Here is a 21,560-nt window from a genome sequence, read left to right on the forward strand (position 1 = left end):
CCGCTGCGAGGGCCGTTGGTCGCGGCGTTCAGCCGGTTTGTGCATGGAAGCTAAGCTCTTATTTGGGGAGTAGGTCTTATCTTCCAATGAGGTGAGGGATGGTTGAGTCACAGCAAAAAGCTACAAAACCGGAGCTGTACGAAAGACTGATCGATCGTCTGGGCTTGGCGCTGGAAGCGGCAAAAACCGCCAGCCGGCTGCGTGATGAACGTCCGCTGGAACTGGAGCTGCGTGGTTTGAGCCCCGCAGAGTTCGCTCTGGTCAAGGCGTACCTGGATCGCAGCGAACGTGAGACGCACGGATGCTTGTCCGAAGCCGTGAAACAACTCGACGCACCACGTTCTGCCAAGGTCATCTGGCTCAAGGACAAAGTACCTGGCAGAGACGCGGTAAAGGTCCGGTCTCTGCAGTTCAAGTAAGGCACAGAGCCATGCTCAATGGTTTTTTGCAGCATAGTCCTTCCGTATTTATTGTCGCATTGCGTCAACCCACTTAGGCTTCGGGCATCTTCATGGAGATGCTCGATGCCTTTTCGTTATTTCGTGAAACACCTTTTGATGCCGCCCGGCATTCTCATCCTCTTGCTGATCCTTGCCTGGTGGTTGCGCCGCTCAAGACCGCGGCTTGCAGGCTTGTGCTTTGCCCTGGGACTGGGCGGATTCTGGCTGATGAGCCTGCCGGTAATGGTGCAGTGGGGGGCGGAGTTACTTGAACGTGAGCCACCGCTGGCTCGCGACGAATGGGCAACCCTGGGGCAGCGTGCCGATGCAATCGTGGTGCTGGGGTCGGGGCGTGAACAGGGTGATCTGGCCTGGGATGCTGACCAGCCCACCGGTGTCGGCCTGGAGCGCCAGCGCTACGCGGCGCGATTGGCCAAGGCATCGGGCTTGCCGGTACTGACCAGCGGAGGGCTGCATTACGGCGCACCGCCCAGCGAAGCACAGATCATGGCGGATTCCTTGCGCGACGATTTCGGCGTGATGGTGCGTTGGCAGGAAGCGCAAAGCCGCACCACCTGGGAAAATGCACAATTGACGGCGCAGGTGCTGCTGCCTGAAGGCATCAAGCGCGTAGTGGTTGTGACATCGGCGGCGCATATGCCGCGAGCGGTCTGGAGCTTCAGGAAGGCCGGGTTTGAGGTCGTGCCGGCACCGGTCGGGTTCCTGGGCCAGAACAACAGCGAAGTGTTTGGCGGCTGGATGCCGGAGTTCAAGGCAATCTGGCGCAGCGGGCAGTTGATGAACGAGGCGGTGGGGCAGGTCGGATATTGGCTTTTTTACCGTTGAAGGCAAAAGATCGCAGCCTGCGGTCGTTCTCCACAGGCTGCGATTTTTTTCTAGACGGTCTTGGCCATCCGGCTGGCAATCAACGCCCAGCCAAACAGAACCACACAAATGATGATCAACGGCCAAGAACGCCACTGCAGGTAAGGCGTGAGGTCGTGCATCGGCACCACTTCGCCATACAGGATGCCGCGTTCGAACTGCGGGATCTGCGCCGTGATCTGGCCAAACGGGTTGATCAGGCCGGTAACGCCGTTGTTGGTGGCGCGGATCATCCAGCGACCGGCCTCCAACGCGCGCATCTGCGCCATCTGCAAATGTTGCAAGGGGCCGATGGACGTACCGAACCAGGTGTCGTTACTGATCGTCAGCAACAGATCGCTTTGCGCGGCGAGGCCTGCGGCAAACTCCGGATACACCACTTCGTAGCAGATGAAGGGCGCGATCTGGTAGCCCTTGGCTTGCAGCATGGCCTGGTCGGCAGGGCCGCGGGCAAAGTCCGACATCGGCAGATCGAAGAACGCGATCAAGCCGCGCAGGACATCCTGCAATGGAACGTATTCGCCGAACGGCACCAGTTTCTGCTTCAGATAAGTGCCATCGCCTTCGCCGACCACGGTAATGCCGTTGAAGAAGCGCTTCTCGTGATGCACGACTTCGCGGATCGGGACGCCGGTGATCAGGGCGGATTTACGCTCTGAGGCGAAGCTTCCCATCATGTCCAGATAGCCCTGGGCGGACTCCTTGAGTACCGGGACCGCGGTTTCCGGCCAGATCAGCAGGTCGACGGGTTTCGAGCTGAAGCTCATGTCGCGGTACAGCGCCAGCTGTGCATTGAGCTGCGCCGGGTCCCATTTCATGCTCTGTTCGACGTTGCCCTGGATCGCTGCGACGCTCAGCGGCGCGCCCGATGGACTGGTCCAGGCATGGTGCTTGAGCGCCATGCCGGCGATCCATGGGCCGACTAGCAATACGGCGCCTATCGCGATGAAACCCTTGCGGCCCGTGCGAACCAGGCGCATGCCGTTGTAGATCAGCGCGGCCGTCAAGGCGAGGGTAAAGGAAATCAGCCACATGCCACCGACAGGCGCGAGACCGGTCAATGGTCCGTCGAGTTGGCTGTAGCCGGAATAGAGCCATGGGAAACCGGTAAGGAACCAGCCGCGGAACGCCTCCTGGGCCACCCATAGCGCGGCAAAGGCTAAGGCGTCGGCCAGTGGAGCTTCGTTGCGGCGCAGCCAGCGCGCCCAGACCCAGGCGGGCAGGGCAAAGAACCAGGCAATCGCCGCGGTGAACAGCAACATCAGGAGCCCGGCCAGCAGAACCGATGCGCCACCGAAGTGGTGGATGCTGTAGTAGATCCAGCTGGTACCGGCACCAAACAGGCCGAAACCGAAGCACCAGCCGCGGCCAAGGGCCTGGCGAGGACTCAGCTCACGCAAGCCGGCATAGAACAAGCCGACCGCCAGCAATGCCAGCGGCCAGATGTCGAAAGGCGCCAGGGCCAGGGTGGTGATTGCACCGGCCGCCACGGCCAGCAAGTTACCGGGCCAGCCGGGGCGGGTTGTCCAGCGCATTTCAGTCCTTAGATTCAGCGGGCGATAGGCGTGAGTCGCAGCAAGTGAATCCGACGGCTGTCGGCATTCAGGATGCGGAAACGGTAGGTGCCGATTTCAGTGATTTCGTTGCGTTTTGGCAAGTGCCCGAATGCACTCATCACCAGGCCACCCACGGTATCGAATTCGTCGTCGGAGAATTCGCTGTCGAAGAACTCGTTGAAGTTCTCGATCGGTGTCAGGGCCTTGATCAGGAAGTCACCGCTGGGCAGTGGCTTGATATAGCTGTCTTCTTCGACATCGTGCTCATCCTCGATGTCGCCGACGATCTGCTCCAGCACGTCCTCGATGGTCACCAGGCCCGCCACGCCGCCGTATTCGTCGATGACGATGGCCATGTGATTGTGGTTGGCGCGGAATTCGCGCAGCAGCACGTTCAGGCGCTTGGATTCCGGTACGAACGTGGCCGGGCGCAGCAGGTCCTTGATGTTGAAGCTGTCGCCGTTCTCCTTGAGGATCAATGGCAGCAAGTCCTTGGCCAGCAGCACGCCCATCACGTCATCGTGGCTTTCGCCGATCACCGGGTAGCGGGAGTGGGCCGAGTCGAGCACGGCAGGCAGGAATTCGCGGGGTGTCTGGGTCGCCTTGATGCTGATCATCTGCGAGCGCGGAACCATGATGTCCCGTACCTGCAGGTCTGCAACCTGGATGGCGCCTTCGACGATGGCCAGCGCTTCGCTGTCCAACAGTTTGTTCTGGTGTGCGTCGCGCAGCAGCTCCAGCAGCTCCTGGCGGTTCTTCGGCTCGTGGGCAAAAGCCTGGGTCAATTTACCCAGCCAGGACTTCTGCCCGTTGCTCGATCGATCTTCGCTCATAGCGATTACTCTGAATCCTTTGTTGTCACTGTTCGGAATGTTTAGTTTTCGTCGTCCGCGTACGGATCGGGAAAGCCCAGTTCTGCAAGCAAGGTGCGTTCCAGTGCTTCCATTTCTTCTGCTTCGTCGTCCTCTATATGGTCGTAACCGAGCAGATGCAAGCAGCCGTGAATCACCAGGTGCGCCCAGTGGGCCTTGAGTTCCTTGCCTTGTTCGGCAGCCTCGCGCTCCACCACGGCAACACAGATCACCAGGTCGCCCAGCAGCGGAATGTCGAGAAACTCGTCCGGCACATCCGCCGGGAATGACAAGACGTTAGTTGCGTAATCCTTTTGCCGCCAGGTGTGGTTCAGCTCGCGGCCTTCGGTCTCGTCGACCAGGCGAATGGTCATCTCCGAGTCGGCGGTGCGCTGGCGCAGCGCCAGCTCGCACCATTGGCGGAACTCGGCTTCGCTTGGGGCGCTGGCTTGTGTCGCGATTTGCAGATCAAGCTCAAGCATCGCGGCGGTTATCCTTGGCGGCTTCATCGGCCACACGGGTTTCGAAGCGCTCGTAGGCTTCGACAATGCGCTGTACCAGCGGATGGCGCACCACGTCCTTGGGCTGGAAGTGGGTGAAGCTGATGCCAGGCACGTCTTTCAACACTTCGATCACGTGGTGCAGCCCGGACTTGGTGCCGCGTGGCAGGTCGACCTGGGTGATGTCACCGGTGATGACCGCCGTGGAGCCGAAGCCGATCCGGGTCAGGAACATCTTCATCTGCTCGACGGTGGTGTTCTGGCTTTCGTCGAGGATGATGAAACTGTTGTTGAGCGTCCGGCCACGCATGTAGGCCAGCGGCGCGACTTCAATGACCTGGCGTTCGATCAGCTTGGCGACGTATTCGAAGCCGAGCATTTCGTAGAGCGCGTCATAGAGCGGGCGCAGGTACGGGTCGATTTTCTGGCTGAGGTCGCCGGGCAGGAAACCGAGTTTTTCCCCGGCTTCGACCGCAGGGCGAACCAGCAGGATGCGGCGGATCTGCTCGCGCTCCAGGGCATCCACCGCGCAGGCAACGGCCAGATAGGTCTTGCCGGTGCCGGCCGGACCGATGCCGAAGTTGATGTCGTTACCGAGGATTTCCTTCACGTAGCGCTGCTGATTCAAGCCGCGAGGGCGAATCATGCCTTTTTTGGTGCGCAGGGCGACGGCGGCTTCCGCAGGCGAGTGGTTGTCCAGTTCTTCGACGGCAGATTCCTGCAGGAACAGGTGAACCATGTCCGGCGACAGCTCGGTACCCTTGGTTTCCCGGTACAGGCGGCGCAGGAGGTTTTCCGCGGAGGTGGTGTGTTTGCGCTCGCCGATCAGCTCGAACTGGTTGCCGCGGTTGCGGATCTCAATGGTCAGGCGCTTTTCGATCAGGCGCAAATGCTCGTCGAATTGCCCGCACAGATTGGCGAAGCGGCGAGCCTCGAAGGGCTCGAGGATGAAACGATGCGGTTCTATGGGTGCGTTCAAGGTCGTATTTAGCCGCCCTGGGGCAATAGTGATGAAATCAAGGATAACGCCAGTGGCGTGGGTGCGAAAGCTCTTAAATAATCCAGCGCCAAACACCATCCCCTGTAGGAGCGAGCCTGCTCGCGATGGCGGCGTGACAGTCGACACGTGTACTGAATGTCAGATCGCAATCGCGAGCAGGCTCGCTCCTACAGTGGGGCACGGTGTTATTGGATCAGCGAACCGCGCAACGAATGCGGCTGGGCCGCGTCAATGTGCACGTCGGCGAACTGACCGATCAGGGTCGGATTGTCGCAGCGGAAATTGACGATACGGTTATTCTCGGTCCGGCCTTGCAGTTCGCCGGGGTCCTTTTTCGAATAATCGGTGACCAGGATGCGCTGGATCGAGCCGACCATTTGTCGGCTGATCTCGAAACCTTGCTGGTTCAGGCGATGTTGCAGGGCGTTGAGACGCTCTTTTTTCAGCTCTTCCGGCGTGTCATCGGCCAGATCGGCGGCCGGGGTGCCTGGGCGCTGGCTGTAGACGAACGAGTAGGAGAAGTCGAAACCGACGTCCTGAATCAGCTTCATGGTCTGTTCGAAGTCTTTTTCGGTCTCGCCCGGGAAGCCGACGATAAAGTCCGAACTGATGCAAATACCTGGCACGGCGGCGCGCAGCTTGCGCAGTTTGGACTTGTATTCCAGGGCGGTATGGTTGCGTTTCATTGCCGCGAGGATGCGGTCCGAGCCCGACTGCACCGGCAAGTGCAGGTGCTTCACCAGTTCAGGCACTTCGGCATGGGCCTGGATCAGGCTGTCGGAGAATTCCAGCGGGTGCGAGGTGGTGTAGCGGATACGGTCGATGCCATCGACGGCGGCCACCACGCGGATCAGTTCTGCCAGGTCGGCCAGGCGACCGTCATGGGTGGCACCGCGATAACCATTGACGTTCTGCCCCAGCAGCGTCACTTCGCGCACGCCGTTTTCGGCCAGGTGAATGATCTCGGCGATCACGTCGTCGAACGGGCGACTGACTTCTTCGCCGCGGGTGTACGGCACCACGCAGAAGGTGCAGTACTTGCTGCAGCCTTCCATCACCGACACGTAGGCGCTGGGGCCGTCGATGCGCGGTTCGGGCAAGTGGTCGAATTTTTCGATTTCCGGGAACGAAACATCGACTTGCGGCAATTTGCTGATGCGCGCGGCGTCGATCATTTCCGGCAGGCGGTGCAAGGTCTGCGGGCCGAAAACCACGTCGACATAGGGGGCGCGATCGCGGATGGCGGCGCCTTCCTGGCTGGCCACGCAACCGCCGACGGCGATCACCATGTCCGGATTGGCCAGCTTCAGTTCGCGCCAGCGACCCAGTTGCGAGTAGACGCGATCCTGGGCACGTTCGCGGATCGAGCAGGTGTTGAGCAGAATCACGTCGGCGTCTTCAGCGCGAGCGGTCACTTCCAGGGCCTGGTGTTCGCCCAGCAGATCGACCATGCGCGAGCTGTCGTACTCGTTCATCTGGCAACCGTGGGTTTCGATATAAAGCTTCTTGGCCATGGAAAAGGGTCATCACGTGATTCGAAGAACCGCGCATTATAGGGAACATGTTCCCCGGTTCCTACCGCTGCGCGTCCGGTGGCTATGTTATAGTTCGCGCCCTATTTTTATCCCCCGATGTGTTGCCCGCCCACCATGACCAAACGTGAAGCTCCAATCTACAAGGTGATTTTCCTCAACCAGGGCCAGGTGTTCGAAATGTACGCCAAGCAGATCTATCAGAGCGATCTGTGGGGCTTCCTGGAAGTGGAAGAATTCGTCTTTGGCGAGCGTACGCAAGTGGTCGTCGACCCGAGCGAAGAGAAGCTCAAGGCGCAATTCGAAGGCGTGGTGCGCAGTTTTGTGCCGATGCACTCGATCGTGCGTATCGACGAGGTCGAGCGTCTGGGGACTCCGAAAATCAGCGAAGCCCGCGCCGGGGTCGGTAACGTGATGCCGTTTCCGATGCCGATGCCTGAGAAGTAAGCCTCAAGACCGCGTCGCTCCAATCGCGAGCAGGCTCGCTCCCACATTTGTTCTGTGTATGACGCAAATCAACTGTGGGAGCGAGCTTGCTCGCGATTGGGGCCAGCCAGAACAATGCAGAGGTCAGGGAAGGGGCGAAAAGGGCGTCCGCCCATCGGCACTCTGCAGTTCCATCAGGTATTTGCGGAAAATCTGCCCGAGTACCTGGGTGGCGACTTCCAGTTCTTCGCGGGGCATTTTCTCGGTGACTTCGTCGGCCGTATCCAGTGCGTCTTCAGCGCCGTTGACCGCAGCCATTTTCAGCAGGATGTAAGCCTGAACATTGTTGGCCGGTACGCCTTCGCCGTGGAAGAACATGGTGCCGAGTTTGAATTGCGCCTGGGCGTGGCCTTGCAGCGAGGCCTTTTCGAAATAGCTCAGGGCTTGATTGAGGTCGCGCGGCGCGTTTTTGCCTTCGTAGTAGAACTCACCCAACTCGTATTGCGCCTGTGCATCCCCTTCATCCGACGCTTTCTGGCAGGCGGCGATGGCCTGTGCCAGGTCTTGCGGCTGGGTATTGAGGGTGCAGCGACCCATCGCTGGGATCAACAACGAGTTACCGCCTGCTTGTGCGAGCGCGAGCAGGGGCTGAAGGAGCAACAGGCAGCCCATTGAAAGGGCGCGGCCGGTGCGGTTCATGGGAATCGACTTACCTCTGAAGGGCGCGCGGACCCAACGAGGGGATCCAATAAGCGCGCATTATGAAATAAGCAGGGCCAACCTTACAAAGTCTTTACTCGTTTTTCTGCTGCGTGGGAAATATATCGCCCGGTTTACTGGGGATTATGGACAGACGCGTAGGAAAAAAAGCGGGAGTGTAGGTGAAAGCTGACGCTGGCAATGGCCAACGTCAGCGGCACAGCGTTATTTCAATGCAGCGAAGGCGCGCTCGGCGGCGTCCAGGGTCAGTTTCAGCTCGGCTTCGCCGTGGGCGATCGAGGTGAAGCCGGCTTCGAAGGCGCTTGGTGCCAGGTACACGCCGCCTTCGAGCATCAGGTGGAAGAAGCGGCCGAACAGGGCGGCATCGCTGGCCATGACGTCATCGAAGGTGACGATGTCGTCAGCACCGCTGAAGTACAGACCGAACATGCCACCGGCTTGGGTGGTCACGAACGGAATGCCGGCGGCATCGGCGCGCACTTGCAGGCCGTCGAGCAGGCGAGTGGTGTAGTCGGTCAGCTCGGCGTGGAAGCCCGGGCGGCTGATCAGGCGCAGGGTGGTGAGACCGGCGGCCATGGCCAGCGGGTTACCCGACAGCGTGCCAGCCTGGTAAACCGGGCCGAGCGGAGCGATGCGCGACATGATTTCGCGATTGCCGCCGAAGCAGCCCACTGGCATGCCGCCACCGATAATCTTGCCGAAGGTCGTCAGGTCTGGCGTTACGCCGTAGTGCGCCTGGGCGCCGCCGAGAGCGACACGGAAACCGGTCATCACTTCGTCGAAAATCAGTACCACGCCATGCTTGTCGCACAGGCTGCGCAGGCCTTCGAGGAAGCCAGGGGCCGGCGGTACGCAGTTCATGTTGCCGGCCACCGGCTCGACGATGATGCAAGCCACGTCCTGGCCGACTTCGGCGAGCATGCTTTCAACGGCATCGATGTCGTTGAACGGCAGGGTCAGGGTGTGCTTGGCGAATGCCGCCGGTACGCCGGCCGAGCTTGGTACGCCCTGGGTCAGCGCACCGGAACCGGCTTTCACCAGCAGGCTGTCGGAGTGACCGTGGTAGCAGCCTTCGAACTTGATGATGCTGTCGCGGCCGGTGAAACCACGGGCCAGGCGGATCGCGCTCATGGTCGCTTCGGTGCCGGAGCTGACCATGCGCACCATCTCCATCGATGGCACCAGCGAGCAGACCAGGTCCGCCATCTGGGTTTCCATCTCGGTCGGCGCGCCATAGGACAGGCCGTGTTCCAGCTGCTTGCGCACCGCGTCCAGTACGTCGGGGTGACTGTGACCGAGGATCATCGGGCCCCAGGAACCGACGTAATCCACATAGCGCTTGTTGTCTTCGTCGGTGACGTAGGCGCCTTCGGCGTGCTTGAAGAACAACGGCGTGCCGCCAACGCTTTTGAACGCACGAACAGGCGAGTTCACGCCGCCGGGAATGTGTTTTTGGGCATTGGCAAACAGGGTTTCGGAACGAGACATGATCGGGCTCTCAAATCAGATTTTCAGTAATTCGTTGAATGCGCGAGCGCGGCGGGTCACTTCAGCCGTGCTCTCGGCGCCAAACAGGCCATGCACCACAGCCAGCAGATCAACCCCGTGGGCCACCAGCGGGGCCGCATTGTCGAGGGTGATGCCGCCAATCGCGCAGATCGGCAGATGCAGTTGCTGGCGGGCCTTGTCGAGCAAGTCGAGGCTGCAGGTCGGGGCGCCGGGCTTGGTATTGGAGTTGAAGAAGCGACCGAAGGCGACATAGCTGGCGCCTTCCCTGGCAGCCTGTTCTGCGAGCTCGAGTTGCGCGTGGCAGGTCGAGCCGATGATGGCCTTCGAGCCCAGCAACGCGCGGGTTGGCGACAGTGGGCCATCGGTCTGGCCCAGGTGCACACCGACGTTCAGGCGAGCCGCCAGCTCGGCGTCATCGTTGATGATCAACTGCGTCTTGTAGCGCTCGCACAAATCACGCAAGGCTTCGGCTTCTCGCAGACGACGGGCAGCATCGCTGCTCTTGTCGCGGTATTGCAGCAGGGTGACGCCGCCTTCCAGCGCGGCCTCCACATACGACAGGAATTTGCCGGCCAGCAGCTGGCTGTCGGTAATGGCGTACAGGCCACGTAGTTTCATCGGGCAGGCCCCTTGGCGTTACGAGCAGAAGTCCAGTGGCAGGCGGCGCGGCACGAACTGGCCTTTGCCCAGTTGCTCGGCATCGCGCAGGGTGCGCCACGTGTAGTTGAGTGCAGTCTGTACGGCGCTGGCGAGGTTTTCACCCTGGGCCAGACGACCGGCCAGGGCGCTGGCCAAGGTGCAGCCGGAACCGTGATAGCTGCCGGGCAGGCGCTGGCAGGTATAGGTTTCGCGCAGGCCGTCGCGGCTGTACAGGCGATTGTGGATTTCGGTTTCGTCGCCGTGACCGCCGGTGATCAGCAGGTGTTTGACGAACGGCAGGAGTTTTTCGGCGCACTCGTCCGCGGTGCCTTCGGGCAGTTCGGCGAGGATTCGAGCTTCAGGAAGGTTAGGGGTGGCGATGATCGACAGGGGCAGCAGGCGTTCGCGCATGGCGTAGCCGACTTCGTCCTTGCCCAGTCGCCCGCCGCCGCCGGCGCGCAGCACCGGGTCGCAGACCACTGGCAGATGCGGGTTCGCCGAAAGCAGTTCGACAACGGTGTCGACCATTTCCAGGGAACCGAGCATGCCCAGTTTGACCGCGGCGACTTCGGAATCGTTGAGTACGGCGTTGGCCTGGGCCAACACCCACTCACGGTCGAGGACGCGGAAGTCAGTGACATTGACCGTGTCTTGCACGGTCAGGGCGGTGACGGCCGGAGCCGCATGGCAACCCTGAGCGAGCAGGGCTTCGATATCTGCCTGCAAGCCGGCGCCACCACTTGGGTCGTGGCCGGAGAGACAGAGGACAACGGGGCGTGAGCTGTAGATATTCATGGTGCGCGAGCTTACCACCAAACATCTTTTTTCGGGTGCGTGCGCCGTCGCACGCCAGTCAAAAGACCTTTCTGACCGACCCAACAGCTCTATCTCAATAATCTTCGCTGGAACGCCCGTTCTAGAGCCTTTGCAGGAAAAATTTCTGTAGTGTTCAATGGCCATCAGCCGCTATGCTAGAGTGGATCCAAATCAATAACAGGTAACACCGGTTTCGCGTCTGCTCAAAAGGAATGGGGGGCTTCCTGACAAAACCGGAAAGAGCCACGCTGGGGCATAAATGCGCTATTTGTTGATGTTGCTGTTGTGTTTGCCCCTCCTGGCAAACGCCGTCGAGTTCGATGAGCTCACTCAAAGCCTCCCCCTGGGCCGGACTCTGCAAGTGTTCGAGGACGCTGACGGCCAGGCGACCATCGATGACGTGCGCAACCAGGCCGCTGCCGGCAACTTCAAGCAACATGACAAGGCCACCCTCAACGCCGGGTATTCGCGTTCGGTGTTCTGGCTGAAGATCGACCTGCATTACCGCCCGGCCAATCCGGCGGCGCAACGGACCTGGCTGCTGGAGCTGGCCTACCCACCGCTCGATCACCTCGACCTGTATGCGCCCGATGCGGCCGGCCACTATCAATTGGTGCGCCAGACCGGCGATGCCTTGCCGTTCGCCAGCCGCGAGATTCGCCAGAACAATTACCTGTTCAATTTGAATTTCGTCCCAGACCAAGCACAAACCGTCTATCTGCGCCTGCAGAGCCAGGGCTCGATCCAGGCACCGGTCACGTTGTGGTCGAGCACCGCGTATCTCGAAGACCAGCCCGTGCGGCTGTACGTGCTGGGCCTGATCTATGGTGTGCTGCTGGGGATGCTGGTTTACAACCTGTTCATCTATCTGAGCGTGCGCGACACCAGTTACCTCTATTACATCTTCTATATCGCCTCGTTCGGCCTTTATCAGCTGTCGGTGAACGGCGCGGCGGTTCAGTATTTCTGGCCGGACAACCCCTGGTGGGCGAATGCGGCCACTCCGTTTTTCATTGGTTGCGCCGGGCTGTTCGGCAGCCAGTTTGCCCGCAGTTTCCTGCAGACGGCCTCCTTCAGCCGCTGGCTGGATCGCCTGTTGCTGGCGCTGGTGGTGTTCAGTGCCCTGGTGGTCGGGTTGTCGCTGATGACCAGCTATGCCCTGGCCCTGCGCCTGGCGACGGCGCTGGCACTGGCCTTTACGATAGTGATTTTTGCCGCGGGGATTTTCGCCTGGCTGCGCGGGCTTCGGGTTGCGCGTTATTTCATCATCGCCTGGTCGGCGTTTTTGCTCGGCGGCATCATCAATACCCTGATGGTGCTGGGCTACCTGCCGAACGTGTTCCTGACCATGTACTCCAGTCAGATCGGCTCGGCCATCGAAGTGGCGCTGCTGTCCCTGGCCCTGGCCGATCGCATCAATGCCATGCGCGAACAGCAAGCGCAGACCCTGTTCGATGCCGGGCAAAAACTGGAAGTCCTCAACCAGCAGCTTGCGCGCAGTAACCAGTTGAAAGACGAATTCCTCGCGACCCTGACCCACGAGCTGCGCACACCCATGAACGGTGTGATCGGTTCGCTGGAGCTGATGCAAACCGTCGAGATGGATGCAGAGCTGGAGCAATACCAGCAGACGGCCGCCGGTTCGGCGCGGGACATGATGCGCATGGTCAACGGCATTCTGACGCTGACTGAGTTGCAGGCCGGCAAGCTCACCGCTTGCGCCTCGACCTTCAGCCTGCGTGGCGTGGTCGACGCATTGCGCCTGCAGTTCGATGGCAATGCAGCTGGCAAGTCGCTGGACTTCAAGGTCGACGTGGCGCCGAACGTGCCGGATCGCCTGCACGGCGACAGTGCGAAGTTGGTGCAATGCCTGGAGTGCCTGCTCGATAACGCCATCAAATTCACCCGGGTTGGCGGCGTGGCGCTGCGGGTGAGTGCGAAAACGGTAAAACCGGATCGACTGGCGTTGACCTTTGCGGTGATCGACACCGGTATCGGCTTCACCGATCTGGGCGAGGCAACGCTCTATCAGCGTTTCTTCCAGCTCGACGGTTCGATGACCCGTGAGTATGGCGGCCTGGGCATTGGCCTGGCGATCTGCCGACAACTGATCGAATTGCTCGGCGGTCGCCTGACACACCGTTCCGAACCCGGACGTGGCAGTCGTTTCCAGCTGGACGTCGAGTTTGATGCCCCGGCAAGCGAATCCCCCGCGGCGCCCCTCATGACCCGGGATTTCTCGCGTTTGCGACTGCCGCAGGACTGCAAGGTGTTGCTGGTGGACGACAACAGCATCAATCAACTGGTGATGCGCGGCATGTTGCTCAAGCTGGGGTTCCGGGTAAGAACCGCCGACAACGGCAGTGCAGCCCTCGACCTCCTGCAACGGGAAACCTTCGATGCCGTGCTGCTCGATTGTCAGTTGCCGGCGCAGGAAGGCGAGTCGATCTGTTGTCAGATCCGTGCGTTACCCGGTTGCGCCGAGCTGCCGGTGTTCGTGATTGCCCTGAGTGTGAATCGAGAGCGCTGTCCGACCGGTGCGCTGATCGATTATTTGAGCAAACCGGTGAAATTCGAAGATTTGCAGGCGGCGCTCTATCGCCGTGTGCTCTGCTCGCAACAGGGCGAAAGCGCCGGCAGTTAGGCAGGTATGACACTTTGTTCGGCCAGGGCGCGGTGCTTAACTGAAGTCCCTTGGCTGACCAAAGGAGCCCCGCCATGAACCTGCATCAGTTCGCCGAAACCCACGAAGTGACCAATCAGCCACCCTCGCTGGATGGCGCCAACCTGTATCGCATTGATTTGCCATTGCAGGAGTGGTCGCGGCGCTTCGGAGCCGGTTGGGCCGAGTCGCGGATCGAGGCGTATGGCGCTCTGGCCGGCGGGCCGCTGATGGAAGCGGGGTTTCTGGCCAATCAGAACAAGCCGGTGTTCAACAGCCACGACCGTTATGGCCATCGGATCGACCTGGTGGAATTTCATCCCGCCTATCACCAATTGATGCGCACGGCCATCGAACATGGCCTGACCTCTCTGCCCTGGGCGCATCCGCAGGACGGCGCCCATGTCGCCCGCGCCTCCATGACGTATTTGCACAGTCAGGCCGAGGCCGGCAGCGGCTGTCCGTTGACCATGACCTTTGCCAGCGTCCCGGCGATGCGCCTGCAACCGGATCTGGCTGAAAAATGGCTGTCGAAGATCCTCTCAACCGAATACGACCCGCGCAACGTCGGCATGGCATACAAGGCCGGCGTGACCATCGGCATGGCCATGACCGAGAAGCAGGGCGGCACCGATGTGCGGGCCAACACCACCAAGGCATTCCCGGTGGGAGCCGGTGGTCCCGGCCAGGCCTATGAGCTGGTGGGGCACAAATGGTTCTGTTCGGCGCCGATGTGCGACGCTTTCCTGACCCTGGCCCAGACCGACAAAGGCCTGACCTGTTTCCTGCTGCCGCGCCATCGCCCGGATGACACGCGCAACCAGTTTTATATCCAGCGGTTGAAGAACAAGCTGGGCAACTGCTCCAACGCCTCCAGCGAGGTGGAGTTCCGCGGCGCCCTGGCGTGGATGGTCGGCGAAGAAGGGCGCGGTGTGCCGACCATCATTGAAATGGTCGCCATGACCCGTTTCGATTGCATGGTCGGTTCCAGTGCCTTGATGCGCCAGGCATTGACCCAGGCCAGCCATCACTGTGCGCACCGTTCGGTCGGCGGCAAGCGGCTCAGCGAACAGCCATTGATGCAGAACGTGCTGGCCGACCTGGCGCTGGAAAGCGAAGCGGCACTGGCCTTGAGCCTGCGCATGGGCCGGGCGCTGGATCATCTGGATGATTCGCAGGAGGCGAAATTCGCGCGGCTGGTGACGGCGGTGGGCAAGTACTGGATCTGCAAGCGGGCGCCAGCAATGATCAACGAAGCTGCTGAATGCATGGGCGGTGCGGGCTATGTTGAAGACAGCATCCTGCCGAGGCTGTACCGCGAAGCGCCGGTCAATTCGACTTGGGAAGGTTCAGGCAACGTGCAATGCCTGGACGTATTGCGTGCCCTGTCGAAAGAGCCAGGCGTGCTCGATGCGCTGTTCAGCGAGATGGGCGACGGTCATGGCGACAAGCGCCTGGCGGCGCACATCAGCCAGTTGCAGGCGGCGTTCAAGGACACCGGTGACATTCAGTATCGCGCCCGGCAGCTGACTGAAGACATTGCCCTGGGGCTTCAGGCCAAGCTGTTGCTGGAGGCGGGTAATTCGGCGGTGAGTGACGGGTTTATTGCCAGTCGTCTGAATGGCGGTGGCCGGGTTTACGGGGCGTTGCCGCGTGGGCTGGATGTTGAGGCGATTGTCGCCCGGTCGACGCCGCAAGGCTTCTGAACAACGCGGCCCCTGTGGGAGCGGGCTTGCCCGCGATGACGGATGTGCAGTCACCATCTTCGGTGCCTGACACACCGCTATCGCGGGCAAGCCCGCTCCCACAGGGTTTATCTGTGTCTCATATATTGAGGCGCATCCAGCACACCACTGTTCCCGTGAAGCGACGATGCAGGCAAGATGAAGCTCTGCAAGTCAGAACACAGGATGCTGATCGTGACCGAAGCTTTTATTGTCGTTCAAACCGCCGAGCAAGCCGTGGATCAGCTTGCGTATCTCCATAACCGTGCCACCACCGCGCTGAGTCAGGCGCTCAAGCGCTATCTCAAGGATCGTATCGAGCCGGACGCCGAGCAGCGGGCGATGTTTCGTTATCCCGAGCTGCGCCTGACCTACCACTGCCAGGGCGAAGTCCCGCAGACCACTCGCGCTTATGCCAAGGTCCAGCTGCCGGGTACCTACCGGGTCACCGTCACTCATCCCACCGCTTTCCGTAAGTACCTGCTCGAACAGCTGGTACCGCTGATGCACGACTTCACCGTGACCGTGGAAGTCGGTATCAGCGAGCAGAACATCCCTTATCCGTACGTGGTCGAGCAGGGCGATGAGCTGGCCGGCTCCGGCGTCACCGCTGCGGTGCTGGCGCGGGTATTCCCGAGTACCGACCTGTCGGCCGCGAGCGATGGCATTGCCGATGGCCTGTACGATTGGGAGAACACTGATCCGCTGCCCCTGGCCTTGTTCGACGCGGCGCGGGTGGATTTCTCCCTGCGCCGTCTGGTGCATTACACCGGCAGCGACTGGCGCCACGTACAGCCGTGGATTCTGCTGACCAACTACCACCGCTATGTCGACCAGTTCATCGTCCATGGCCTGGAACGTCTGCGCAGCGATCCGCGTTTTGTGCGCATGGTGTTGCCGGGCAACGTGATCATCGAAAAGAGCATGGACCACGGCGAAGCCTCGGCGATCGCCGCCGGTGTGGTCTGGCACCGATACCAGATGCCGGCCTATCACCTGATCGCCACCGATGGCCACGGCGTGACGCTGGTGAACATCGGCGTCGGCCCGTCCAACGCCAAGAACATCACCGACCACCTGGCGGTGTTGCGTCCGCATTGCTGGTTGATGATTGGCCACTGTGGCGGCTTGCGTCAGTCGCAAACCATCGGCGACTACGTGCTGGCACACGCTTACATGCGCCGCGACGGGATTCTCGATCGCGTGGTGCCGCCGAACATTCCGATCCCGGCCCTGGCTGAAGTCCAGATGGCCTTGCAGCAGGCGGCGGCGAACATCACCGGCGAGAAGGGCGACGAACTGAAAAAACGCCTGCGCACCGGTACCGTGCTGACTTACGACGACCGTAACTGGGAGCTGCGCTGGGCCCAGGAGCGTCCGCTGATCAACTTGTCCCGCGCCGTGGCGGTGGACATGGAAAGCGGCACCATCGCCGCCCAGGGTTATCGCTTGCGGGTGCCTTACGGCACTTTGCTCTGCGTCTCGGACAAGCCGCTGCACAGTGAAATCAAGCTGCCGGGCTCGGCCAACGCCTTCTATGAACGCGCGGTCAGCCAGCACTTGAAGATCGGCCTGGAAGCTGTGGACCTGTTGCGCACCGAGCTCAACTCGCTGCACTCGCGCAAACTGCGCAGCTTCGACGAACCGCCGTTCCGCTGATTTGCCGATGGTCATTTAACGGTCGGGCTACTAGCATTAGCAGCCCTGACCGTTAGATGTTCCTTTCCCATGTCCCGTCCCCAACGACCTGTTTCCCGCCGTCCCGGTGCGAAACCTTCTTCACCATCCTCAGCTCCACGCCGTGTCGCCAAGGCGCCGCCGGCCGAGCCGAAGTTGATCCTGTTCAACAAGCCATTCGATGTGCTGACGCAATTCAGCGATGGCGAAGGGCGGGCGACGCTCAAGGACTTCATCGATGTTCCGGGAATCTACCCGGCAGGGCGGCTGGACCGTGACAGCGAAGGGTTGCTGCTGCTGACCAACGACGGTCAGCTTCAGGCGCGCATTGCCGACCCGAAACACAAGCTGGCCAAGACTTATTGGGTGCAGGTCGAAGGCGAACCGAGCGCCGAGCAGTTACAGCGCTTGCGTGATGGCGTGGAGTTGAACGACGGCATGACCCTGCCCGCCGAAGCGCGGCAGCTGGACGAGCCTGAACTGTGGCCGCGCAATCCGCCGGTGCGTTTTCGCAAAAGCGTGCCGACGAGTTGGCTGGAACTGGTGATTCGCGAAGGTCGCAACCGGCAAGTGCGGCGCATGACGGCGGCAGTCGGCTTGCCGACGTTGCGGCTGGTGCGGGTCAGGATCGGTGACTGGACGATCGAAGGGCTTGATCAGGGCCAGTGGAAAGAAGTGCCGGCGCGCTTATAGCGTGCCGGTTTCGATCAGGCCGATGACCACGCTTTTGATCACGAATGCCGCGACGCCCAGGCCGAGAACGAAGAACAGGATGAACGAGCCAAAGCGCCCGGCCTTGGATTTCTTCGCCAGATCCCAGACGATAAAACCCATGAAAATGATCAGGATGCTGACCAGTCCGGTCATCATCCACTCTTCGAATACTGCAGGATCCATTGGACAACTCCAGCGCGGGCGGGGCTAAAAGGGCGCGGCGAGTATAAGGCATGGCGGGCGGGTGCAGTGCTGGCCTGCGGCGGTGTGTCGCAGCTATTCGTCGGTCTGCCTCAAACTGTAGGAGCGAGCTTGCTCGCGATGGATTTGAAGACTACGCGTTCAATCGGGAAGCACGCGTTATCGTTGACGACCATCGCGAGCAAGCTCGCTCCTACAGGTGATGTGTCAGTTGCGCAGATGAGTCAGCGGCAGTTCTGTGCTGTTGAGCACCTGGTTCAACACAAAGCTGGAGCGCACACTGGTCACGCCTTCAATTCGCGTCAGGTGACCCAGCAGCAGTTTCTGGTAGTGGTCCATGTCCGGCACCACGACCTTGAGCTGATAGTCGGCATCCATCCCGGTGACCAGGCTGCATTCGAGCACCTGTGGCAAGGTGCGGATGGCCGCTTCGAAGTTCTCGAAACGCTCCGGGGTGTGTCGGTCCATGCCGATCAGCACGTACGCGGTCAGGCTCAGGCCCAGCATCTTGCGGTCGAGCAGGGCGACCTGGCGGGAAATGTAGCCGTCGTCTTCCAGTTGCTTGACCCGACGCGAGCAGGGTGAAGGTGACAGACCGATGCGTTCGGCCAGCTCCTGATTGGAAATGCGCGCGTCACGCTGCAATTCAGCCAAAATGCTCAGGTCGTATCGGTCGAGTTTGCTCATCAAACAGTTCCTTGTTGTAACTATTGCGGCAGATTATCTATCCAGGGTTAAAAATTGCGCAAGTAATGTTTATTTGAGCAATCTTCGCAATCCTCTGCCGGCGCTCCGGGCCTATTCTTATCACCAGAATCACTGCTCGGACAAACAGTCCAGTGCGGCTCGCCCAAACAGGCCAGCTGCGGTCGCCACCCCCACAGGGGATGAGCCGGCCCCCGAGCTACACACTGTCCAGAAGACGGCGTGAGGTGAGCCGACGTCAAAAGCGTCGAGCACGGACGAAGTTCTCAAGGGGAGGCCGACGGGTCTCCCCTTTTTCTTTGCCCAAAATTTGATGCGCTGAATTAAAGAGCAGCCCTCAATAAATAAGTTGCGCGACTGATAACCTGATGCAGAACCGGCCCATGCATTTCCAGTCTTATGTACAAACGCGGTTCGCTTCATTGTAGGAGCGAGCCTGCTCGCGATGGTCGTTAACGATAACGCGTGCTTCCTGAATAAACGCGTCGCGTTTGAGTCCATCGCGAGCAGGCTCGCTCCTACAGAATCCATACCCTCAGTGAGGAACAGCATGAAGTCGCGCATCTGGCGTTTGGCCGGTGTTGGTTTGTTGTGTTTGAGTGTCACTGCGCCGTCGCTCGCCGACGAGCAGAACCGTGGCCCCGATGGCGGGCAGCACGGCGATGGTGGTCATCAGGGCGGCAATCAGGGCCGTGGTGGCAACAATCAGCCGCGCCAGCAGAACAACGACATCATTCGCGGGGATAACAGCCGCCAGTTCGAGCGCGACGGTCGTCAGAACAATGGCCAGAATCAGAACAACGGCCAATGGCAGAGCCGTCCGCAGCCCGACTTCAACAACCCGATTCGCTCGCCGCCACCTCCACCGCAACTGCCGGCCAATGACCTGCCGATCCAGCCACGTCCCGACGCCGTGCAACAGACCCAGCCGCCACGGCGTGGCTACTATCAGGACCAGCCACGGAACAATTATCCAAACCAGCAGTGGGGCGGCTATATCGGTGCGCCTTCCAATGACAACCATTGGCAGGGTCGCCCCAGCGGTCACGGCAATGGCTGGGGACCCGGTCCGAGGTATCAGCCGGGGTATGTGATCGATCGTTTCCCGGAGCGCGACTACCGCGTGCCCTATGGCGGTCGTGATTATTTCTACTCCGGTGGCTACTGGTATCGCCCGCAGGGCCAGCGTTATGTGGTGGTGCAACCACCGCGTGGGATCCGCGTTCAATACCTGCCTGATTACGCCCAACAGGTCCTGATCGGCGGTTCGGTGTTGTTCCTGGCGGCGGGCTCCTATTACGCCTATCAGGAAAGCACTCAGGACTACATGGTGGTCGAGCCGCCCGGCCAACCGATGGCGAGCGCCAATGGTATTGACGTGGAGGCTTACCCAACCAACGGCCAGACGCCCGAGCAAGTCAATCAGGATGGCTACGACTGCTATCGCTATGCGGTCGAACAGAGTGGTTTCGACCCGCGGGTGGACACCTATCAACCGGATCCGCAGGTGGTGCAAACCTACCGTCAGGCCCAGGGCGGTTGCCTGAGCTCTCGCGGCTATCGCGTGTCGTTCTGAGCCCTGGCGGCTTTCACCACTTCCTGCGGGTCGGCGTGCACCAGCACTTCGGCCCGCGGGTAGGCGGCGTGAATCGCATCGGCGGCCTGGTCGCTGATGCCGTGGGCCACCGATAGCGTCAGCTCACCGGGCAGCTCAAGGTGCAATTGCACAAACCACTGGTTGCCGGAAATCCGGGTGCGCAAGTCATGGGCGCCCAGAACCCCCGGCACGCTGCACGCCAGCTCCAGCATGTGCTGGCTGACATCCGGCGGCAGTTCTTCATCCATCAGCACCGCGAAGCTTTCCCGGGCGATTTGCACGGCGCTCCAGAGGATGTACACCGCGATCCCCAGGCCGAACCAGGCATCCACCTGATGCAGGCCAAAACTGGCGAGCACCAGCGCCACCAGAATGCTGCCGTTGAGCAACATGTCCGAGCGGTAATGCAGGGAGTCGGCCCGCACCGCGTTGGAGCCGGTGGCCTTGACCACGCGATGTTGAAACATCAACAGCGCCAGGGTCAGGCCCAGCGAGAACACAATCACCGCGATGCTGACCCACGGCGCGCCCACCGGTTCCGGATGCTTGATCCGCTCGAACGCCTGCAACGCAATCAGCACCGCACTGCCACCGATGAACAGCGCCTGCGCCATGCCGGCCAGCGACTCGGCCTTGCCATGCCCGTAACGATGATCGTCATCGGCCGGGCGCAAGGCGTAATGCACCGCCAGCAGGTTGAGCAGGGACGTCACGCCGTCGAGCGCCGAGTCGGTGAGCCCGGCGAGCATGCTCACCGATCCGCTCAGCCACCAGGCGATAGCTTTGGCGATGACCAGCGTGCAGGCCACCGCCACCGAGGCACGGGTCGCCAGCCGCAGCAGGCGGGCGTGTTCGGAGCTGGAGATCATGAGTGCGGTTATTCCTTTATGTGCACCGATTACGCGGCAGGTTGCAGGCCAAGCGTGGCCAGTTGCTGGGTGCTGCCCTTGTGCTGGATCAGGCGCGGGTCATCCAGCGGGAGGCTGCGGCCTGTTTCACGTTCCAGAATAGTCTGCAACTTGAGGTTATCGACCTTGCCGTCGGCACCGATGGCTTCCTTGAGTTTTTCCGGGGCCACGTAGGCGGTCTCGCCTGGAGCGAAGTAAATCGCGCCAGTGGCGAAGTCCACGGCAAAGGCGATCAGGCCGGGGATGATGTAGAACAGCAGGCCCACGGCATCGAGCACGGCAATGGCCGGGTCGATCTTGCCGTCGATCTGGCCACGGCGATCGGGGTAGAAAATCGAGCCGCACGCGGTCACTTGGGTCAGAAGTGTTGCGATCAATACACCGCCAATCAGGCGAAAGGGAGCACGCATATGAAATCTCCTTGGGTAATCTCGAAACGAAACGTCGTCGGTATGAATTAAGACCCTGACGAACGCCTGGCAGTTCGCCGTTATACTC

At 60.9% G+C, this 21,560-nt stretch carries 21 protein-coding genes; 8 read left to right on the forward strand and 13 right to left on the reverse strand.

The features are described from left to right. Window positions 1-98 precede the first annotated feature (98 nt). Both ABTV29_RS03430 and ABTV29_RS03435 read left to right on the forward strand, forming a co-directional pair. Window positions 99-419, forward strand: coding sequence for a hypothetical protein (locus ABTV29_RS03430; RefSeq protein ID WP_433768838.1), 321 nt, complete (start codon window positions 99-101; stop codon window positions 417-419). Window positions 420-524: 105 nt separating this feature from the next. Beyond that, window positions 525-1,286, forward strand: a complete 762-nt coding sequence (locus tag ABTV29_RS03435) for a YdcF family protein (RefSeq protein ID WP_433768839.1) — start codon at window positions 525-527, stop codon at window positions 1,284-1,286. 50 nt (window positions 1,287-1,336) lie between these two features. Here the strand turns inward: ABTV29_RS03435 and lnt are convergent, their stop codons facing one another. The 5 genes from lnt to miaB form a co-directional block, all read right to left on the reverse strand. Further along, a complete protein-coding gene (gene lnt / locus ABTV29_RS03440; protein WP_433768840.1) occupies window positions 1,337-2,860 on the reverse strand; it encodes an apolipoprotein N-acyltransferase in 1,524 nt (507 codons plus the stop codon). Window positions 2,861-2,874: 14 nt separating this feature from the next. Then, the gene (locus ABTV29_RS03445; RefSeq protein WP_175387922.1) at window positions 2,875-3,714 is read right to left on the reverse strand and encodes an HlyC/CorC family transporter; all 840 of its coding nucleotides are present in this window, start codon (window positions 3,712-3,714) and stop codon (window positions 2,875-2,877) included. A gap of 41 nt (window positions 3,715-3,755) precedes the next feature. After that, the gene (ybeY, locus tag ABTV29_RS03450; protein WP_433768841.1) at window positions 3,756-4,214 is read right to left on the reverse strand and encodes an rRNA maturation RNase YbeY; all 459 of its coding nucleotides are present in this window, start codon (window positions 4,212-4,214) and stop codon (window positions 3,756-3,758) included. Next, complete coding sequence (locus ABTV29_RS03455; protein ID WP_433768842.1) at window positions 4,207-5,211, reverse strand: PhoH family protein; 1,005 nt, start codon at window positions 5,209-5,211, stop codon at window positions 4,207-4,209. The genes ybeY and ABTV29_RS03455 overlap by 8 nt, the downstream gene beginning before the upstream one ends. A gap of 206 nt (window positions 5,212-5,417) precedes the next feature. Next, window positions 5,418-6,746, reverse strand: coding sequence for a tRNA (N6-isopentenyl adenosine(37)-C2)-methylthiotransferase MiaB (miaB, locus tag ABTV29_RS03460; protein ID WP_175387919.1), 1,329 nt, complete (start codon window positions 6,744-6,746; stop codon window positions 5,418-5,420). A 135-nt stretch (window positions 6,747-6,881) separates the two neighbouring features. On the opposite strand from miaB, the gene ABTV29_RS03465 reads away from it, so the two are divergent. Further along, window positions 6,882-7,211: a DUF1820 family protein gene (locus ABTV29_RS03465; protein ID WP_047736335.1), complete on the forward strand. Its 330-nt coding sequence runs from the start codon at window positions 6,882-6,884 to the stop codon at window positions 7,209-7,211. 123 nt (window positions 7,212-7,334) lie between these two features. Here the strand turns inward: ABTV29_RS03465 and ABTV29_RS03470 are convergent, their stop codons facing one another. The 4 genes from ABTV29_RS03470 to ABTV29_RS03485 all read right to left on the reverse strand — a co-directional run bounded on the left by ABTV29_RS03470 (window position 7,335) and on the right by ABTV29_RS03485 (window position 10,853). Continuing rightward, complete coding sequence (locus ABTV29_RS03470) at window positions 7,335-7,889, reverse strand: tetratricopeptide repeat protein (protein ID WP_433768843.1); 555 nt, start codon at window positions 7,887-7,889, stop codon at window positions 7,335-7,337. A 225-nt stretch (window positions 7,890-8,114) separates the two neighbouring features. Then, window positions 8,115-9,398 carry a glutamate-1-semialdehyde 2,1-aminomutase gene (gene hemL / locus ABTV29_RS03475; RefSeq protein ID WP_433768844.1) on the reverse strand — a complete coding sequence of 428 codons (1,284 nt, stop codon included), beginning with the start codon at window positions 9,396-9,398 and terminating at the stop codon, window positions 8,115-8,117. A gap of 15 nt (window positions 9,399-9,413) precedes the next feature. Continuing rightward, entirely contained in the window at window positions 9,414-10,037 is a 624-nt protein-coding gene (thiE, locus tag ABTV29_RS03480; RefSeq protein ID WP_433768845.1) for a thiamine phosphate synthase, read from the reverse strand. An 18-nt stretch (window positions 10,038-10,055) separates the two neighbouring features. Then, window positions 10,056-10,853 carry a hydroxymethylpyrimidine/phosphomethylpyrimidine kinase gene (locus ABTV29_RS03485; protein ID WP_150701584.1) on the reverse strand — a complete coding sequence of 266 codons (798 nt, stop codon included), beginning with the start codon at window positions 10,851-10,853 and terminating at the stop codon, window positions 10,056-10,058. 280 nt (window positions 10,854-11,133) lie between these two features. Here ABTV29_RS03485 and ABTV29_RS03490 point away from each other — a divergent pair, with 280 nt between their 5' ends. The 4 genes from ABTV29_RS03490 to ABTV29_RS03505 all read left to right on the forward strand — a co-directional run bounded on the left by ABTV29_RS03490 (window position 11,134) and on the right by ABTV29_RS03505 (window position 17,630). Next, entirely contained in the window at window positions 11,134-13,518 is a 2,385-nt protein-coding gene (locus ABTV29_RS03490) for a 7TM diverse intracellular signaling domain-containing protein (protein WP_433768846.1), read from the forward strand. Window positions 13,519-13,592: 74 nt separating this feature from the next. After that, the gene (locus ABTV29_RS03495; RefSeq protein WP_433768847.1) at window positions 13,593-15,242 is read left to right on the forward strand and encodes an acyl-CoA dehydrogenase family protein; all 1,650 of its coding nucleotides are present in this window, start codon (window positions 13,593-13,595) and stop codon (window positions 15,240-15,242) included. A gap of 177 nt (window positions 15,243-15,419) precedes the next feature. Further along, window positions 15,420-16,919: an AMP nucleosidase gene (amn, locus tag ABTV29_RS03500; RefSeq protein WP_433768848.1), complete on the forward strand. Its 1,500-nt coding sequence runs from the start codon at window positions 15,420-15,422 to the stop codon at window positions 16,917-16,919. 69 nt (window positions 16,920-16,988) lie between these two features. Beyond that, window positions 16,989-17,630: a pseudouridine synthase gene (locus ABTV29_RS03505; RefSeq protein ID WP_110965025.1), complete on the forward strand. Its 642-nt coding sequence runs from the start codon at window positions 16,989-16,991 to the stop codon at window positions 17,628-17,630. Here the strand turns inward: ABTV29_RS03505 and ABTV29_RS03510 are convergent. Both ABTV29_RS03510 and ABTV29_RS03515 read right to left on the reverse strand, forming a co-directional pair. Next, entirely contained in the window at window positions 17,625-17,834 is a 210-nt protein-coding gene (locus ABTV29_RS03510; protein WP_046815823.1) for a DUF2788 domain-containing protein, read from the reverse strand. The genes ABTV29_RS03505 and ABTV29_RS03510 overlap by 6 nt on opposite strands. 225 nt (window positions 17,835-18,059) lie before the next feature. Next, window positions 18,060-18,539, reverse strand: coding sequence for an Lrp/AsnC family transcriptional regulator (locus ABTV29_RS03515; RefSeq protein WP_042934386.1), 480 nt, complete (start codon window positions 18,537-18,539; stop codon window positions 18,060-18,062). A gap of 568 nt (window positions 18,540-19,107) precedes the next feature. Here ABTV29_RS03515 and ABTV29_RS03520 point away from each other — a divergent pair. Beyond that, a complete protein-coding gene (locus tag ABTV29_RS03520) occupies window positions 19,108-20,133 on the forward strand; it encodes a DUF6515 family protein (RefSeq protein WP_433768849.1) in 1,026 nt (341 codons plus the stop codon). On the opposite strand, the gene ABTV29_RS03525 is transcribed toward ABTV29_RS03520, so the two are convergent. Further along, window positions 20,115-21,023: a cation diffusion facilitator family transporter gene (locus ABTV29_RS03525; RefSeq protein WP_433768850.1), complete on the reverse strand. Its 909-nt coding sequence runs from the start codon at window positions 21,021-21,023 to the stop codon at window positions 20,115-20,117. The two genes, ABTV29_RS03520 and ABTV29_RS03525, sit on opposite strands and share 19 nt — an antisense overlap. 29 nt (window positions 21,024-21,052) lie before the next feature. Further along, entirely contained in the window at window positions 21,053-21,472 is a 420-nt protein-coding gene (locus ABTV29_RS03530) for a polyribonucleotide nucleotidyltransferase (RefSeq protein ID WP_433768851.1), read from the reverse strand. Window positions 21,473-21,560: the final 88 nt, after the last annotated feature.

Origin of the sequence: Pseudomonas putida (assembly GCF_050989985.1) — a bacterium.
GTDB classification, from domain to species: Bacteria; Pseudomonadota; Gammaproteobacteria; order Pseudomonadales; family Pseudomonadaceae; genus Aquipseudomonas; species Aquipseudomonas putida_AI.

Coding starts and splice junctions, on each gene's coding strand:
- ABTV29_RS03430 (WP_433768838.1), top strand. CDS start 99: ATGGTTGAGTCACAGCAAAAAGCTACAAAACCGGAGCTGTACGAAAGA.
- ABTV29_RS03435 (WP_433768839.1), top strand. CDS start 525: ATGCCTTTTCGTTATTTCGTGAAACACCTTTTGATGCCGCCCGGCATT.
- lnt (WP_433768840.1), bottom strand. CDS start 2,860: ATGCGCTGGACAACCCGCCCCGGCTGGCCCGGTAACTTGCTGGCCGTG.
- ABTV29_RS03445 (WP_175387922.1), bottom strand. CDS start 3,714: ATGAGCGAAGATCGATCGAGCAACGGGCAGAAGTCCTGGCTGGGTAAA.
- ybeY (WP_433768841.1), bottom strand. CDS start 4,214: ATGCTTGAGCTTGATCTGCAAATCGCGACACAAGCCAGCGCCCCAAGC.
- miaB (WP_175387919.1), bottom strand. CDS start 6,746: ATGGCCAAGAAGCTTTATATCGAAACCCACGGTTGCCAGATGAACGAG.
- ABTV29_RS03465 (WP_047736335.1), top strand. CDS start 6,882: ATGACCAAACGTGAAGCTCCAATCTACAAGGTGATTTTCCTCAACCAG.
- ABTV29_RS03470 (WP_433768843.1), bottom strand. CDS start 7,889: ATGAACCGCACCGGCCGCGCCCTTTCAATGGGCTGCCTGTTGCTCCTT.
- hemL (WP_433768844.1), bottom strand. CDS start 9,398: ATGTCTCGTTCCGAAACCCTGTTTGCCAATGCCCAAAAACACATTCCC.
- thiE (WP_433768845.1), bottom strand. CDS start 10,037: ATGAAACTACGTGGCCTGTACGCCATTACCGACAGCCAGCTGCTGGCC.
- ABTV29_RS03485 (WP_150701584.1), bottom strand. CDS start 10,853: ATGAATATCTACAGCTCACGCCCCGTTGTCCTCTGTCTCTCCGGCCAC.
- ABTV29_RS03490 (WP_433768846.1), top strand. CDS start 11,134: ATGCGCTATTTGTTGATGTTGCTGTTGTGTTTGCCCCTCCTGGCAAAC.
- ABTV29_RS03495 (WP_433768847.1), top strand. CDS start 13,593: ATGAACCTGCATCAGTTCGCCGAAACCCACGAAGTGACCAATCAGCCA.
- amn (WP_433768848.1), top strand. CDS start 15,420: ATGAAGCTCTGCAAGTCAGAACACAGGATGCTGATCGTGACCGAAGCT.
- ABTV29_RS03505 (WP_110965025.1), top strand. CDS start 16,989: ATGTCCCGTCCCCAACGACCTGTTTCCCGCCGTCCCGGTGCGAAACCT.
- ABTV29_RS03510 (WP_046815823.1), bottom strand. CDS start 17,834: ATGGATCCTGCAGTATTCGAAGAGTGGATGATGACCGGACTGGTCAGC.
- ABTV29_RS03515 (WP_042934386.1), bottom strand. CDS start 18,539: ATGAGCAAACTCGACCGATACGACCTGAGCATTTTGGCTGAATTGCAG.
- ABTV29_RS03520 (WP_433768849.1), top strand. CDS start 19,108: ATGAAGTCGCGCATCTGGCGTTTGGCCGGTGTTGGTTTGTTGTGTTTG.
- ABTV29_RS03525 (WP_433768850.1), bottom strand. CDS start 21,023: ATGATCTCCAGCTCCGAACACGCCCGCCTGCTGCGGCTGGCGACCCGT.
- ABTV29_RS03530 (WP_433768851.1), bottom strand. CDS start 21,472: ATGCGTGCTCCCTTTCGCCTGATTGGCGGTGTATTGATCGCAACACTT.